This window comes from Allosphingosinicella sp. (assembly GCF_046295735.1).
Taxonomy (GTDB): Bacteria; Pseudomonadota; Alphaproteobacteria; order Sphingomonadales; family Sphingomonadaceae; genus Allosphingosinicella.
In genome coordinates this window covers 1-15,627 of the sequence record NZ_JBKBMQ010000002.1, presented here as the reverse complement: position 1 = coordinate 15,627, position 15,627 = coordinate 1, and the positions used below count along the sequence as shown (strand labels likewise).

The following is a 15,627-nucleotide window of genomic DNA, read 5'->3' as shown; positions in this document are numbered from 1 at the left end:
TTCCAGGGGAGGATGTCCTCATGACCGAAGCCCGGACCCGGCGGCAGAAGATCATCGCCGATCTCCTGCGCGCCGAACCGCTCGCGAGCCAGGAGGAAGTGACGGCGCGGCTTGCCGAGCTGGGCTGCGCGGTCACCCAGGCGACCGTCTCGCGCGACCTCGACCAGCTCGGCGCGGTCAAGGTGAAGCGCGGCGGCGTCCTTTCCTACGCGCTTCCGGACCAGATCGCCGACAGCGACTGGGCGGCGGCGCGGCTGGAGCGCATCCTGTCCGAATGGGTGCGCTCGGTCGAGGCGGCGGGCAATCTCATCGTGCTCCGCACGCCGCCGGGATCCGCCCATCTCGTCGGCCTCGCCATCGACCAGGCGCGGCTGCCCGAAGTCGCCGGCACGATTTCGGGCGACGACACCCTGTTCCTCGCGCTGCGCGACGGCGTCGTCCCACACGCGGTCGCGGAGCGGATCAAGGACATGATCGATGGGTGAAGCGCGCTTCCGTCATTCCGGCGAAGGCCGGAATCTCTCTTTCCTTTCCCGGCGCCGGGTCGAGATCCCGGCTTTCGCCGGGATGACGATGACGCCCGTCATCCCGGCGGAGGCCGGGATCTCCCTTCTTCTTCCCCTCGCCGGGACGACGATTAGCCAAGGACCAAGCCACCAATGACTTCCCTGCCTCCCCCCAAGAAGGTCGTGCTCGCTTATTCGGGCGGGCTCGACACCTCGATCATCCTCAAATGGCTGCAGACCGAATATGGCGCCGAGGTGGTGACCTTCACCGCCGACCTGGGCCAGGGCGAGGAAGTGGAGCCGGCGCGGCGCAAGGCGGAGATGCTCGGCATCAAGCCGGAGAACATCTTCATCGAGGACCTGCGCGAGGAATTCGTGCGCGACTATGTCTTCCCGATGTTCCGCGCCAACACGGTCTATGAAGGCCAGTATCTGCTCGGCACCTCGATCGCCCGTCCGCTCATCGCCAAGCGGCAGATCGAGATCGCCCGCGCGGTCGGCGCCGACGCGGTCTGCCACGGCGCCACCGGGAAAGGCAACGACCAGGTCCGCTTCGAGCTTGGCTATTATGCGCTGGAACCCGACATCCGCGTCATCGCGCCCTGGCGCGAATGGGAGTTCGCGAGCCGCGAGCAGCTGATCGATTTCGCCGAGAAGAACCAGATCCCCATCGCCAAGGACAAGCGCGGCGAAAGCCCCTTCTCGATCGACGCCAACCTCCTCCACTCCTCGTCCGAAGGAAAGGTGCTCGAGGATCCGACGCAGGAGGCGCCGGAATATGTCCACCAGCGCACCGTCTCGCCCGAGGATGCGCCCGACAAGCCGACGGTGATCGAGATCGGTTTCGAGCATGGCGATCCGGTATCGATCGACGGCGAGCGCCTGTCGCCGGCCGCCTTGCTCACCCGCCTCAACGAACTCGGCCGCGACAACGGCATCGGCCGGCTCGATCTCGTCGAAAACCGCTTCGTCGGCATGAAATCGCGCGGCGTCTACGAGACGCCGGGCGGCACCATCCTGCTCGCGGCCCATCGCGGCATCGAGTCGATCACGCTGGACGGCGGCGCGACCCACCTCAAGGACGAGCTGATGCCGCGCTATGCCAGCCTCATCTACAACGGCTTCTGGTTCTCGCCGGAGCGGGAGATGCTGCAGGCGCTGATCGACAAGAGCCAGGAGCCGGTGACCGGGACGGTGCGAATGAAGCTCTACAAGGGCAACGCCACGGTGATCGGCCGCGACAGCCCCTGCCCGCTCTACGACCAGGATCTCGTCACCTTCGAGGAAGGATCGTCGAGCTATTCGCAGCGCGACGCCGCCGGCTTCATCCGCCTCAATGCGCTGAGGCTGCGCACCATGGCGAAGCGCGACCGGCGGCTGGCGGGCGAATGAAGCTCGCCATCCTCGAGACGGGCCACCCGCCGGACGAACTGATCCCCACCTTCGGCCGCTATCCGGACATGTTCCGGCGGCTGCTCGGAACCGATGCGCCGAGCTACGACGTCACGGCCGGGCAGTATCCCTCGGCCGTGTCGGACCATGACGCCTATCTCGTCACCGGCTCGCCGGCCGGAGTCTACGACCCGTTGCCGTGGATCGCGCCGCTCAAGGACTTCCTGCGCGCCGCTCACGGCCGGACGCGGCTCGTCGGCGTCTGTTTCGGCCACCAGGTGATGGCGGAGGCGCTGGGCGGGCGCGTGGAGAAGTCGGCCAAGGGCTGGGGCGTCGGCCTCACCGAATATCCGCTGGTCGGCCGCGCGGCATGGATGGACGGCGGCGGCCGCGTCGCCATTCCCGCGTCGCACCAGGACCAGGTGACCGTCCAGCCGCCGGGGACTGACGTGGTCGCGGCGACCGATTTTACGCCCTTCGCGGCGCTCGCCTGGCGCGACGGCTCGGCGATCTCCTTCCAGTTTCACCCGGAATTCGACCCCGCTTTCGCACGCGCGCTGATCGAGACCCGGCGCGACCGGCTGCCGGACCCGGACGGCGCGATCGCCTCGCTCCGCCGACCCAACGACAATGCGCGGGTCGGCGGATGGATGAGAAGCTTCCTGGTCCTTCCTAGAACCTGATCCCGGCGGCGACGCCGTAGCGCCGAGGCTCCAGCGTGAAGGCGTTGGTGAACAGGCCGGACGACTGGTCGGTCACGTAGAGGCCGGTAATGGCGTCGTTGCCGGTCAGGTTCTGGACGAAGCCGCGCAAGAACCAGCGCTCGTCCGGCCCGTTGAGTTGGATCTGGGCATTGATCACCTCGAAGCCCTCGATCCGGTCGATCGGCCGGTTGAAGCTGCGGGCGAAATAATTGCCGGTATAAGTGAGGTCGGCGCGCGGCACGAGCGTCATGCCGCCGCCGAGTTCGAACGTATATTGCGCGCCGGCGGAGAATTTGAAGCGCGGCGCCTGCGGCAACTCGTTGCCGCTGAGATCGACCGGCACGCCGCTCGTGACGTCGAACGGCAGCGGCCCGGCCTGGCCGCCGGCGAAGGTGAGGTTCAGGAATTGCTGCGGGGTGAGGCCGCCGAGCGCGGGGTTGGGCGCCGCCAGCGCCGCGCTCGCCGCGCCGATATTGCCGGCCGCCGCCGCCTGCAGGATGCCGCACACGCCGAACGCGCCGGTGGTGTTGGTGCCCGGCACCGGCGTCGTCGGCCGCAGTCCCAGGAACTGGTTGATCGTGCTGACGAAGGCGTTGGATGCCGCCGCGCCGCCGGCCCGCGGCTGGACGGCGCAGTTCGACGCGTTGGTCAGATCCTTGATGATCACCGTGTCCGAACGACCGCCCGACACGTCGCGCGGGTCGATGAGCTGCAGGTCCTTGATCCGGGTGCGCAGATAGCTCGCGGAGAAGTTGAGCAGTAGCGCCGGATCGGGCCGCACCACCGCCTCGAGCTCGACGCCGTAGATCGACGCGTCCGTATTGTCGTTGACCGAGGTGCGGGCGACGATGCGGCTGAGCTGCAGGCCTTTGTAATCATAGTAGAAGGCGCTGGCGTTGAGCCGCAGCGCCCCGCCCATGAAGGTGTTCTTGGACCCGATCTCGAAGGCGTTGATGATTTCCGGCCGGAAGGTCGAGGGCACGTTGAAGATCGGATCGATCGGCGGGTTGATGCCACCCGATTTGTAGCCGCGCGAGTAAGAGGCGTAGAGCATCCGCCCCGGCGCCAATTCATAGTCGACGACGAAGCGGCCGGTCACTTCGCTGAACCGGGCCTCGGCCTCGTTATAGGGCTGGTTGCCCGGCCGGCTCGGATCGGCGTCATAGGCGGCGAGGAAGGGCGAGGCGTTGGCGTCGGTCACGCCATAGGGCACTGCCCAGGACAGGATCGGCACCCGCGCCACCTGGCGCTTGCGGTCGTTCGAATAGCGCAGGCCCGCGGTGAAGCGCAGGGCGTCGGACGCCTGGAAATAGGCCTCGCCGAAGAGGCCGTAGCTGCGCAGCGTGAACAGCGCCACTTCGCTGTTGTAGAAAGGCGGCGCCAGGAAGACGTTGGGGAACGTGGTGTTGCCCGCCGCCCGCTGCCCGAGCGACTGCGCGGCGCCGAGGATCCCGGCCGCGTAATCGAGGCCGAACGAGGCGACATAATAGTTCGAGTCGCTGAATTTCTGATCGAGATAGATGCCGCCGAGCAGGAAGTTGAACGGCCCGTCGAAGCTGCTGTCGAGATGCCCTTCGATCACATATTGGCGCGAATTGCTCTGCGAGCGGTCATAGTCGGTGCTGCCCGGCGTGCAGCGGTTGACGAAGCCGCCATAGATGCCGGTGTAGGCGAGGTTGGTCTCGGACGTGCAGACGCCGCCCGCCGGCCCCTGCGGAATGAGCCGCGCCGCCGCGGGCGTGTAGGGGTTGACCCCGCCCGGGAAGGCCGCGCCCGGCGCCGCCGCGGTGCCCGCCAGCGTCAGCAGGCCCGGATTGTTGGCCAGCGAATTGCCGGCGATGAGATTGTAGTCGGTGCGGGAATCCACCTTGGCGTTGGTGTAGCCGCCGGTGAGCGTGATGTTGAACTGCGGCCCGAGCTCCTGCTCCAGCCGGCCCATCAAATGATATTCCTGGGCGAAATAGGTCGGCGTGAAATCGGTGCGCACCGTGCGCAGGTCCGCCGGATTGACGACGCCGCCGAAGAACACATCCTGCCCGTAGATGCTGGTCAGGCCGAAATTGGTGAGCGTCGGGCTGTTGAGCGTGAAGAATTCCCGCGACGACAGGATCGCGGCGAGCGTCGAGCGGCCGTTCACCGTCTCGAAGGCGAGCCGGTCCGGGCGGCAGCCCAGCACCGCCGTCTCGTCGCGGGCGCACAGCTGCTTCTGGATGCGCGAGCGATTGTCCTTCTCGCGGAAATAATAGCCGATGAGGTCGAGCGTCGTGCCCGCGCTCGGCTGGAACCGCACCGTGCCGCGCAGCGCGTAGAGGTTGCGGTCGTCGATGCGGGTGTTGTCGAACAGGTTGAGCGTATAGCCGTCGCGGTCCAGCCAATAGCCGGCGAGGCGGACGCCGAGCATGTCGCCCACCGGCACGTTCACCATGCCGGTCACCTTCTTCGAATCGAAATTGCCATATTCGAGCTGAAGGTTGGCCTGGAAGGCGTTGAGGTTCGGGCGCGCGGTGATGAAGTTGACGACGCCCGACGTCGCGTTGCGGCCGAACAGCGTGCCCTGCGGGCCGCGCAGCACCTCGATCCGCTCCAGATCGAAATATTCGGTCTCGAACAGGCGGGTCGACACGAGCGGCATGTCGTTGATGTGGATGCCGGTCGCCGAGTCGCAGGAGAAGCCGGTGCACAGATCGCCGACGCCGCGGATGGTGAAGCTGGACGAGGTGAAGTTCGTCTTGGTGAAGGTGATATTCGGAAGGCTGAGCTGCAGGTCGACCGCATTCTCGATCTGAAGCTGCTCCAGCGCCTCGCCGGTAAAGGCGGAGACGGAGATCGGAACGCTCTGCAGCGTCTCGGCGCGGCGCTGGGCGGTGACGACGATGTCGCCGAGCGGCCCTTGCGCATATTCGGTGGCGGCGGGGCTCGCGGTAAGGCCGCTCTGCGCGTCGCCGCCGCGATCGGCGCCGGCGCCGGTCTCGATGTCGCCGCGCGGCTGGCCGGCGGGCGGCGGGACTGTCTGGGCGGCCGCCGGAACGGCAAGGCCGATCGCCAGCATGGACACGGTGCAGCCAAGGAATGCACGCGCAATTCGGGTGTGATTCGCCATTTCGATACCCCTCCCCAAATGTCCGGAGCCTTGTCGTCTCATCCCCCGGGATCGGAGGCGGCTGCCCTCGGACTTACAAGTGTTACAGTAGCGCGGGAAAATATCGCTACACAAGCGAAACGCAGATGCTTTTTTCCGCGCCGGAAAGCGACTTCGACGACAGTGTCATTTCAGAAGCAGGCACAGGCTGAGTGCGGCATCCACCACCTCGTCGATCGGCTCCCGATAGCCGCCGCCGACCCAGCCGAGCGCGATGTGGAGCACGCCGCCCACCACGCCCGTGCGCAGCATCGGATCGGGACGCGCGCCGAGCGTGTCCGCCAGCAGCTCGCCGAAGCGCCCGAGCGAGTCGGCGAGCACCTCGTCCACGTCCGGGCTGACGCCCGCCACCTCGACCAGGAACAGCCGCGCGGACCGCGGATCGTCGCGCAGCTTCGAATAATAAGCCGCGAGGATCGCCCGGACCTTGGCCTCGGGAGGTCCGCCCGCCCCTGCCCCGGTCGCCGCGAGTTCGCGCAGCAGATGCTGGACGACCGCCTGATAGGCGGCGGCGAGCAGCGCTTCGGAATTGGCGAAGCTTTCGTAGAAATAGCGCTCCGTCAGCCCCGCCGCCTCGCACACCGCCTTCACGGTGGCGTTGCGATAGCCGCGCTCGCCATAGACCTGAATGGCGGCCAGGAGCAGTTGCTCGCGGCGCTGCGCCCGCCGCTCCTCCGGCGGCGCGCCGCGATAATGTCGGCGGGTTCGGCTGGCCATGGCGCTTGTTGACATGATCCGTTGTCAAATTCAAACTCGGCCGCGACTCGGGTGGAGGAAGGGATGGAGCATTTCGACGTCCTGATCGTCGGTGCCGGCCTGTCGGGGATCGGCGCCGCCTGGCACCTGCAGGAACGCGCCCCCGGCCGCAGCTTCGTCATTCTGGAAGGCCGCGAGGCGATCGGCGGCACCTGGGACCTGTTCCGCTATCCCGGCGTCCGTTCGGACAGCGACATGTACACGCTCGGCTATTCCTTCCGCCCATGGACGGAAGCGAAGGCGATCGCCGACGGGCCGTCGATCCTCGATTATGTCCGCGACACCGCGCGCGAAGCGGGGATCGACCGCAAGATCCGCTTCCGCCACCATGTGAAGAAAGCCGAATGGTCGTCGGCCGACGCGCGCTGGACGGTGGAGGCGGAGCGTACCGACACCGGCGAGCGGGTGCGGTTCAGCTGCGGCTGGCTCCACATGTGCTCCGGCTATTACGACTATGCCGAGGGCTACGATCCCGATTTTCCCGGCCGCGACCGGTTCGCCGGCCGGATCGTGCACCCGCAATTCTGGCCGGAGGATCTCGACTATAAGGGCAAGAAGGTGGTGGTGATCGGCAGCGGCGCCACCGCGGTGACCTTGGTCCCGGAAATGGCGAAGGACGCGGCCCACGTGACGATGCTGCAGCGCTCGCCCACCTATATGGTCTCGCGTCCGTCGGAGGACGGCATCGCCAATTTCCTGCGCCGGATCCTGCCGGGCAAGCTCGCCTACGACATCGTGCGCTGGAAGAATGTCGGGCTGCAGCTCTTCTTCTTCCAGCTCGCCCGCAAACGGCCGGACAAGGTCAGGAAGCGGCTGCTGGACGAACTCGCGAAGCTGCTTCCCGAAGGCTATGACATCGGCACCCATTTCACGCCGCGCTACAATCCCTGGGACCAGCGCCTGTGCCTGGTGCCCGATGCCGACATGTTCGAAGCGGTCAGCTCCGGCCGCGCGTCGATCGTCACCGACCAGATTGAAAGCTTCACCGAAACCGGCATCCGCCTGCGCTCCGGAAAGGAGCTGGAGGCGGACATCATCGTCACCGCCACCGGGCTCAAGCTCCAGCTGCTCAGCGACGTCGTGTTCACCGTGGACGGCGAGGTGCGCGACCTGTCCAAGGCGCTCAGCTACAAGGCGATGATGTTCGGCGACGTGCCGAACCTTTCCTATACGTTCGGCTACACCAACGCCTCCTGGACGCTGAAGGCCGATCTCACGGCGTCCTATCTCTGCCGCCTGCTCAACCATCTCGAGAAGGAGGGGCTGGAGATCGCCGTGCCGCGTCGCGATCCGGACGTGGAGGAAATCCCCTTCCTCGATTTCACGTCGGGCTATGTGCAGCGCGCGATCGACATCCTGCCCAAGCAAGGCGCGACCCAGCCATGGCGGGTGACGCAGAATTACGCGAAGGACATGGCGGCCTTGCGGTTCGGCAAGCTGGAGGACGGGGTGATGCATTTTTCGAAGCGCGCGGCCCCGGCCAGCGCCCGCGAGGCGGCATGAAGGTCTCCGGGCGCACGGCGGTGATCACGGGCGCCGCCGGCGGCATCGGCCGCGGCATCGCCCTGGCGCTCGCCAAGCGCGGCTGCGACCTCGCTTTGTGCGACCTCAACGAGGAAGGGCTCGCCGAGACCGCCCGGCTGTGCGGCAACGGCGTCAAGGTGACCCGCCACCGCATCGACGTGGCCGACAAGGACGCGATCGCCGACCTTCCCGAAAAGGTGTTGGCGGAGCATGGCGCCGTCCATCTCCTCTTCAACAATGCCGGCGTCGCGATCGGCGGCAATTTCGAGGAGGTGGCGGAAGAGGATTTCGAGTGGCTGATGAACATCAACTTCTGGGGGGTGGTGCGGATGACGCGCGCCTTCCTGCCGCAGCTGCGTGCGGCGGGCGAAGGGCGGATCGTCAACATCTCCTCGATCTTCGGCATCGTCGCGCCGCCGGGCCAGACCGCCTACAGCGCCAGCAAGTTCGCCGTCCGCGCCTTTTCGGAATCGCTGCGCAACGAACTTGCGGCTGAAGGGTCGGCGGTCGGCGTGACCGTCGTGCATCCCGGCGGCGTCGCGACGTCGATCGCCCGCAGCGCCCGCCCCGCCCGCCTCGCCACGCCCGAACGCCTCCGCCAGGCGGAGGCGGACAAGGTGCGCTTCCAGGCCTTCCTCAAGATGCCGCCGGAGCAGGCCGGCGAGATCATCGTCGTCGGCGTCGAGAAAGGCCGGCCGCGCGTCGTTGTCGGCAACGACGCGAAGTTCATGGCGCTGGCGGAACGGCTCGCACCCGTGTCATATTGGAAATTCCTCGGGAGGAGGCTGAAATGATCCCGCTCGCATTGCTCATCGCCGGCGGCGCCGGCGCGGTCGCCGCTTCGCTGAAGCTGTTCAGCGACGCCACCGCCCGCAAGAGCGAACAGGCCGTCCCGCGCGACGGCGAGCTGATCGACGTCGACGGCACGCTCGTCCATTATGTGGACAAGGGTTCGGGTCCGCCGATCGTGCTGATCCACGGGCTCGGCGGACAGATGCGCAACTTCGCCCGCGTGCTCGTCGACGATCTCGCCCGCGACCACCGGGTGATCCTCGTCGACCGCCCGGGTTCGGGCTATTCGGTGCGGCCGAAGGGCGCGTCCGCCGGCCTCGCCGCGCAGGCGGAGACGATCGCCGGGCTGATCGACCGGCTCGGGCTCGAACGGCCGATGCTGGTCGGCCACTCGCTCGGCGGCGCCCTGTCGCTCGCCGTCGCCGTCCACCATCCCCAAAAGGTCGGGCGGCTCGCGCTCATCTGTCCGCTCACCCAGACGCAGGAAGAGGTGCCGGAGCCGCTGCGTGGCCTCGCCATCCGATCCGAGCCGGTGCGGCGCATCGTCGCCCATACGCTGGCGGTGCCGATGGGCGTGGCGGCGCGGGACAAGCTGCTGAAGGGCATCTTCGCGCCCGAGCCGGTGCCGGACGATTTCGCCACCGAGGGCGGCGGCGCGCTGGGCCTCAGGCCCTCCAACTTCTACAACGCCTCCTCCGACATGGCCGCGCTCGAGGACGACATGCCGCGGCTCGTCGCCCGCTACGACGAGGTGAAGGCGCCGGTGGCGATCCTCTACGGCCGGGGCGACAATCTGCTCGATCCGGAGGTCCACGGCACCCGCATGAAGGACATGGTGGGCGCCGACGTCGAACTGGTCGAAGGCGGCCACATGCTGCCTTTCACCCAGCCGGAATTGACGGCCCGCTGGATCCGGGCCGCGGCAGGAGGGAACGGGGCGAATGGCGGAGGACATCCAGGCTGATTACATCATCGTCGGCGCGGGATCGGCGGGCTGCGTGCTCGCGGCCCGGCTGAGCGAGGACGGGCGCAGCCGCGTGCTGCTGCTGGAAGCGGGCGGGGACGACCGGCCGCTGAAGGAACCGTCGCAGTTCATGTCCAACCTGATGATCCACGTGCCCGTCGGCTATGCGCAGACGCTGAAGGATCCGAAGGTCAACTGGCTCTACCTGACCGATCCCGATCCCGGCACGCTGGGCCGCCGCCACGTCTGGCCGCGCGGCAAGGTGCTGGGCGGCTCTTCGTCGATCAACGCGATGCTCTACATCCGCGGCCAGCGGGCCGATTATGACGGCTGGCGGCAGCTCGGCTGCGAAGGCTGGGCGTGGGACGACGTACTCCCTTATTTCCGGCGCGCGCAGAACCAGGAACGCGGCCCGTGCGACATCCACGCGGTGGGCGGCCCGCTTCACGTATCGGACGTGACGACGCGCCACCCCGTGTCCGAAGCGGCGATCGAGGCGTGCGAGGCACTCGGCCTGCCGCGCCGCGATCCGAACGGCCCCGATCAGGAAGGGGCCGAATGGTATCAGGTGAACATCCGCAACGGCCGCCGCTGCTCGGCCGCGGTCGCCTATCTCCACCCGGCGATGGACCGGCCCAACCTGCGCGTCGAGACCCGGGCGCTCGCCGCCCGCATCCTGTTCGAAGGCAAGCGCGCCGTCGGCGTCGAATATGTGCAGGACGGCACGATGAAGACCGCGCGGGCGAACGCGGAGGTGATCGTCGCGGGCGGCGCGATCAACTCGCCCCAGCTCCTCCAGCTCTCCGGCATCGGCCCGGCCGGGCTGCTGCGCGAACATGGCATCGACGTGGTCGCCGATCTGCCCGGCGTCGGGCGCAACCTCCAGGACCATTTCGTCGTCGGCGCGACCTACCGGCTGAAGCCCGGCACGATTTCGGTGAACGAGTTGACGCGGGGCTGGCGGTTCGTGAAGGAAGTCGGCCGCTATCTGTTCAGCCGCAAGGGCCTGCTGACCCTGTCGGCCGCCCACATCGCCGTGTTCTGTAAGTCGCGGCCCGATCTCGCCGGGCCGGACATCCAGTTCCACATCCTCCCGGCGACGATGGATTCGGACAAGCTCGTCAAGCAGCAGAAGATGGTGCTGGAGCCCGAGCCCGGCCTCACCATCGCGCCGTGCCAGTTGCGCCCCGAGTCGCGCGGACACCTGTCGATCCGCTCGCGCAACCCCGACGAGCATCCCTCGATCGTGCCCAATTACCTCGCCGATCCGCTGGACCAGGAAGTGGTGCTCGCGGGCCTGCGGTGGGGCCGCCGCATCGCCGCGACCGCGCCGCTCGCCGACTATATCGCGCACGAGATCAATCCGGGACCGGAGGTGGAAAGCGACTCCGAGATGCTCGCTTACGCCCGCGAGAAGGGCACCACGATCTACCATCCGGTCGGCACCTGCGCGATGGGGCGAGGCCCGGAGGCGGTGGTCGATCCGCAGCTGCGGGTTCATGGGCTCGAGGGGTTGCGCGTGGTCGACGCCTCGATCATGCCGCGGCTGGTCTCAGGCAACACCAACGCGCCGACGATCATGATCGCGGAGAAAGCCAGCGACATGATCCGCGAAAGCGCGGCGACGCGCGCCGCCGCCTGAGCCTCCGGCGGCCGGTCAGCCGGCGAAGTCGGCGATCAGGCGCGCGATCTCGTCCGGGCAATCCTCCTGCAGGAAATGACCGCCCGGCAGCGTGACGTGCGGCTGGCCGCGCGTGCCCGGCACCCGCGCCTGGAAGATGCGCTCGCCGCCGTTCGTGACCGGATCGCGGTCGCTGAAGGCGGTGAGGAAGGGCTTGTCGAACCGCTCCAGCGCGCACCACGCCGCCCCGTTCTCCGCGACCGACGCATGTTCCGGAGTGACCGGCACCAGCCGCGGAAAGACCCGGGCGGCGGCCTTGTAGCTCTCGTCCGGAAAGGGCGCGTCATAGGCGGCGATCTCGGCGGACTCGAGTTCGCGCGCCGCGCCGCCGTTGACGATCATGCCGACCGGGAAGACCGGCACCGACTGGCTGAACTCCAGCCAGGCGCGGAAGCCCTCGCTCATGCCGGTTCCGGTCGGAAGGCCGGTATTGGCGGCGATCACGCGCGCGAACCGCTCCGGCAGGGCGGCGACCAGACGAAGGCCGATCAGCCCGCCCCAATCCTGGCAGAACAGGGTCACGTCCCTCAGGTCCAGCCGTTCCAGCCACTCCCGCATCCAGGCGACGTGCCGCTCGTAGCTGTAATACGCTTCCTCCGGCAGCTTGTCGGAGCGGCCGAACCCGATCAGGTCCGGAGCGACCACGCGGAACCGGTCCTGCAGCGCGGCGATGATGTGGCGGTAAAGGTAGGACCAGGTCGGCTCGCCATGCATCAGCAGCACGACGGGCGCGTCCCGCGGCCCTTCGTCGACATAAGCAAGGCGAAGCCCCTCCCCCACCTCCAGATGATGGGCGGCATAGGGGAAATCCTTCAGCCCCTCGAACCGCGCGTCGGGCGTGCGCAGCACCCGGCTCATTTCGCCAGCATCCGGCCAAACCGCTTCGCCATCCCGCCCCAGGGCGGTCCGATCTTCTCGAACACGTTGACGAAGCCGACCTTGTGAACGGCGCGGGCATGGCTGAACCGCCTGAAGCCCTCGCGGCCATGATAGGCGCCGATGCCGCTCGGCCCGACGCCGCCGAACGGCAGGCTTTCCTGCGCGACGTGGAGCAAAGTGCCGTTCAGCGTCACGCCGCCGGACAGGGTGGCGTCCAGCACACGGTCGTGCTGCCGCCGGTCGCGGCTGAAGCAATAGAGCGCCAGCGGCCGGTCGCGCCGGTTGACGAAGTCGATCGCCTGGTCGAGCCCGTCATAGGGGACGATCGGCAGCACCGGCCCGAAAATCTCCTCGGTCAGGAACAGCACGTTTTCGGGCGCGCCCAGCACCAATGTCGGGCCGACCTTGCCTTCCGCTTTTCCCGCCTCGTCTTCGTGGACGAGCACCCTTGCGCCCGCCTCCTTCGCTTCCGCCACAGCGCGCTCCAGCCGCTCACGGTGGCGCGGGCTGATCACGCCCGAATAATCGTCGTTGCCGCCGAGCGTGGGATAGGAGGCGCGGACCTGCGCCATCAGCGCCTGCGCGAACGCCTCCTCCCGGCCGCGCGGGACCAGCACGTAATCGGGCGCGATGCAGGTCTGGCCGGCATTGACGAACTTGCCGAAGGCGATCGACTTCGCCGCTTTGTCGAGCGCGTAATCGGGGCACACGATCGCCGGCGACTTGCCGCCCAGCTCCAGCGTCACCGGCGTGAGGTTCGCCGCGGCCGCCTGGTAGACCTTGCGCCCGACCGCGGTCGATCCGGTGAACAGCAGGTGATCGAAAGGGAGCGAGGCGAAATATTGCCCGACCTCGACGCCGCCGGTCACCACCGCCAGTTCCACTTCGTCGAACCGCTCCGCGATCAGCCGCTTCAGCAGATCGGAAAAAGCGGGCGTCAGCTCCGAAGGCTTCACCATCGCGCGGTTGCCGGCGGCGATCGCATCCACCAGCGGCGAGATGGCGAGCTGCAGCGGATAGTTCCAGGGCGAGATGATGCCGATGACGCCGAGCGGCTCCCAGCGCACCCAGGCCCTGGCCGGCTGGAAGGTGGCGGACACGTGCCGCCGCTCCGGCTTCATCCAGCCGCCGAGCTTCCTGCGCGCATATTTGATCGCGTTCAGCGTTGGCACGATCTCCAGCAGCTCGGTCTCGGTGCGGGACCGCACGCCGAAATCGTCCGAGATGGCGCGCGCGAACGCCGCCTCCTGACCGGCCACCACCGACCTCAGCCGGGCGAGCCGGTCGCGCCTGAGCGCCGCGTCGGGAACGCGCTCCGCGCGCGAGGCGCGGTGCTGGACTTCGAACAGCCGGCGCGCCTCCGCCGTCTCCGCGGTCCTGATCGTCTGGTCGTCGGCCACCGGCACCTCCCCGTCACGAAGCGCATGATCCGCAAGCCTTGCCGGCGGCGCGCGGCGCTTCGGCCCGCGTCCGCCCGGCCGTCACAGGCCGCATCGGCGTCACGACCATATACGAGTCCCGGGCGGCGGCAACCGGCCCGCGCGCCCTTGTGTCGGGTGCGGGCCTCTGGCAGCTTGCGCGTCGGGGGTCCTGAATGAGCGGCGGCGGGGAAGATCGGGAGCGGGGGCGCTACAGGGCCTTCCTCAGCTACAGCCATCGCGACGCCGCGGCCGCGCGGCGGCTGCACCGGCGGCTGGAGAATTATCGCATCCCGCGCCGCCTCGTCGGCCGCGACGGGCGGGGTGGGCCGGTGCCGGAGCGGCTGGCGCCGATCTTCCGCGACCGCGAGGAATTCCCCGCCGCCGCCGATCTCAGCGCCTCGGTGCGCGAGGCGCTGGCCGTTTCCGATTGCCTGGTCGTGCTGTGCTCGCCCGATGCGGCCGGATCGATCTGGGTCGGCCGCGAGATCGAAACCTATCGCGCGCTCCACCCCGACCGGCCGGTGCTCGCGGCCATCCTGCGCGGCGATCCGGCCGACTGTTTTCCCGAGGCGCTGAGGACCGGCCCCGCCGGCACCGCGATCGAGCCGCTCGCCACCGATCTCCGGCCGGAGGGCGACGGGCCGAGGCTCGGCCTCCTGAAGCTCGTCGCCGGCATCGCCGGGGTGGAGCTCGACGCGCTCGTCCAGCGCGACGCGCAGCGCCGGCTGCGGCGCGTGACCGCCGTCACGCTCGCGGCGGTGACGGCGATGCTAGCGATGGTGGCGCTGACCCTCGTGGCGCTCGCCGCCCGGGTCGAAGCGGAGCGCCAGCGGGCCGAGGCGGAAGGACTGATCGAGTTCATGCTGACCGATCTGAGACAAAGGCTGAAGAGCGTCGGACGACTGGACGTGCTGACCGCCGTCAACCAGCGCGCGCTCGGCTTCTACGAGGGGCAGGAGGAACTGGGCCGCCTCACCGACGACTCGCTCGACCGCCGCGCCCGCATCCTCCACGCCATGGGCGAGGACGACGCGACCCGCGGCGATCTCGATGCGGCCCTCGCCTCCTTCCAGGAAGCGCACCGCACCACCGCCGCCCTCCTCGCCCGCGCCCCCGAAGATCCCGCCCGCATCTACGCCCACGCGCAGAGCGAATATTGGGTGGGGTATGTCGACTACGAGCGACAAAGCTGGCCGGCGGTCAGGGAGAGCTGGGGTCGCTACAAGCAACTGTCCGACCGCCTCGCGGCGGCAGACCCGGACAACCCGGAATGGCTGCGCGAGGCCGGCTATGCCGAAGGCAATCTGTGCACCCTGGAACTCACCGCGAAGGGCGACGCGTCGGCGGCGCTCCGCTACTGCCAGGCCGCGCTCGCCCGCATGGCGCAGGTGCGCAGCCTGCTGCCCGCAGACCGAAAGGCGCAGCAGGATGTGGCCAATCGCCATGCCTGGATGGCCGATGCATGGCTCGCCAATGGCGACGTGGAAGCCGCATACCGCTCGCGTAGGACGCAGATGGGCCTCGTGCGCGAGCTGGTCGATCGCCATCCTCAGGACATGCACCTCAAGGACCAGTGGACGCGAACCTTGATGACGGTCGCCGAACTGCTGGAGCGCCTAGGTCGAGCCGGCGAAGCCGGCGCCTATCGCGATCAGGCGCGAATGCTCGCGGTCCAGCTACGCACGCACGACCCGGAAAACGAGCTTTGGCGCCGCTGGGCACAGCGGATCGAAGGAACCAAGGAGGAGTAGATGAGTCATAACTTCGCAGCAACGATGGTCGGTCACCCTTCCCGTCCGATGCCGATAATCACCCCGGAAGGAGATGACGTTCCAAAGAAGGCCTATGTGTGCGACATTACTATAACTA

General features: G+C 68.2%; 13 protein-coding genes. 9 read left to right on the top strand and 4 right to left on the bottom strand.

Going from position 1 to position 15,627, the window contains the following annotated elements:
• Positions 1–20: 20 nt before the first annotated feature.
• The 4 genes from ACK4K7_RS02700 to ACK4K7_RS02685 are packed head-to-tail and all read left to right on the top strand — an operon-like array spanning position 21 to position 2,581.
• On the top strand, positions 21–485 hold the full coding sequence (locus ACK4K7_RS02700) for an arginine repressor (RefSeq protein WP_431863646.1): 465 nt from the start codon (positions 21–23) through the stop codon (positions 483–485).
• The gene (locus tag ACK4K7_RS02695; RefSeq protein WP_431863645.1) at positions 478–663 is read left to right on the top strand and encodes a hypothetical protein; all 186 of its coding nucleotides are present in this window, start codon (positions 478–480) and stop codon (positions 661–663) included. The genes ACK4K7_RS02700 and ACK4K7_RS02695 overlap by 8 nt, the downstream gene beginning before the upstream one ends.
• Positions 660–1,898, top strand: a complete 1,239-nt coding sequence (locus ACK4K7_RS02690; RefSeq protein ID WP_431863644.1) for an argininosuccinate synthase — start codon at positions 660–662, stop codon at positions 1,896–1,898. Before ACK4K7_RS02695 ends, ACK4K7_RS02690 begins: the two co-directional genes overlap by 4 nt.
• Positions 1,895–2,581 (top strand): glutamine amidotransferase-related protein, encoded by a 687-nt coding sequence (locus ACK4K7_RS02685; protein ID WP_431863643.1) that lies wholly within the window; start codon positions 1,895–1,897, stop codon positions 2,579–2,581. Before ACK4K7_RS02690 ends, ACK4K7_RS02685 begins: the two co-directional genes overlap by 4 nt.
• Here ACK4K7_RS02685 and ACK4K7_RS02680 read toward each other — a convergent pair.
• Positions 2,571–5,651 carry a TonB-dependent receptor gene (locus ACK4K7_RS02680; protein ID WP_431863642.1) on the bottom strand — a complete coding sequence of 1,027 codons (3,081 nt, stop codon included), beginning with the start codon at positions 5,649–5,651 and terminating at the stop codon, positions 2,571–2,573. The two genes, ACK4K7_RS02685 and ACK4K7_RS02680, sit on opposite strands and share 11 nt — an antisense overlap.
• 216 nt (positions 5,652–5,867) lie before the next feature.
• On the bottom strand, positions 5,868–6,458 hold the full coding sequence (locus ACK4K7_RS02675; protein ID WP_431863641.1) for a TetR/AcrR family transcriptional regulator: 591 nt from the start codon (positions 6,456–6,458) through the stop codon (positions 5,868–5,870).
• A 63-nt stretch (positions 6,459–6,521) separates the two neighbouring features.
• On the opposite strand from ACK4K7_RS02675, the gene ACK4K7_RS02670 reads away from it, so the two are divergent.
• The 4 genes from ACK4K7_RS02670 to ACK4K7_RS02655 are packed head-to-tail and all read left to right on the top strand — an operon-like array spanning position 6,522 to position 11,419.
• On the top strand, positions 6,522–8,000 hold the full coding sequence (locus tag ACK4K7_RS02670) for a flavin-containing monooxygenase (RefSeq protein ID WP_431863640.1): 1,479 nt from the start codon (positions 6,522–6,524) through the stop codon (positions 7,998–8,000).
• Positions 7,997–8,815, top strand: coding sequence for an SDR family NAD(P)-dependent oxidoreductase (locus ACK4K7_RS02665; RefSeq protein WP_431863639.1), 819 nt, complete (start codon positions 7,997–7,999; stop codon positions 8,813–8,815). Before ACK4K7_RS02670 ends, ACK4K7_RS02665 begins: the two co-directional genes overlap by 4 nt.
• Complete coding sequence (locus tag ACK4K7_RS02660; protein ID WP_431863638.1) at positions 8,812–9,777, top strand: alpha/beta fold hydrolase; 966 nt, start codon at positions 8,812–8,814, stop codon at positions 9,775–9,777. The genes ACK4K7_RS02665 and ACK4K7_RS02660 overlap by 4 nt, the downstream gene beginning before the upstream one ends.
• Positions 9,755–11,419, top strand: a complete 1,665-nt coding sequence (locus tag ACK4K7_RS02655) for a GMC family oxidoreductase (RefSeq protein WP_431863637.1) — start codon at positions 9,755–9,757, stop codon at positions 11,417–11,419. The genes ACK4K7_RS02660 and ACK4K7_RS02655 overlap by 23 nt, the downstream gene beginning before the upstream one ends.
• 15 nt (positions 11,420–11,434) lie before the next feature.
• Here the strand turns inward: ACK4K7_RS02655 and ACK4K7_RS02650 are convergent, their stop codons facing one another.
• Both ACK4K7_RS02650 and ACK4K7_RS02645 read right to left on the bottom strand, forming a co-directional pair.
• Positions 11,435–12,316, bottom strand: coding sequence for a haloalkane dehalogenase (locus ACK4K7_RS02650; protein ID WP_431863636.1), 882 nt, complete (start codon positions 12,314–12,316; stop codon positions 11,435–11,437).
• A complete protein-coding gene (locus ACK4K7_RS02645; RefSeq protein WP_431863635.1) occupies positions 12,313–13,737 on the bottom strand; it encodes a coniferyl aldehyde dehydrogenase in 1,425 nt (474 codons plus the stop codon). Before ACK4K7_RS02645 ends, ACK4K7_RS02650 begins: the two co-directional genes overlap by 4 nt.
• A gap of 194 nt (positions 13,738–13,931) precedes the next feature.
• Here ACK4K7_RS02645 and ACK4K7_RS02640 point away from each other — a divergent pair, with 194 nt between their 5' ends.
• Positions 13,932–15,509: a TIR domain-containing protein gene (locus tag ACK4K7_RS02640; RefSeq protein WP_431863634.1), complete on the top strand. Its 1,578-nt coding sequence runs from the start codon at positions 13,932–13,934 to the stop codon at positions 15,507–15,509.
• The last annotated feature ends 118 nt before the right edge of the window (positions 15,510–15,627 follow it).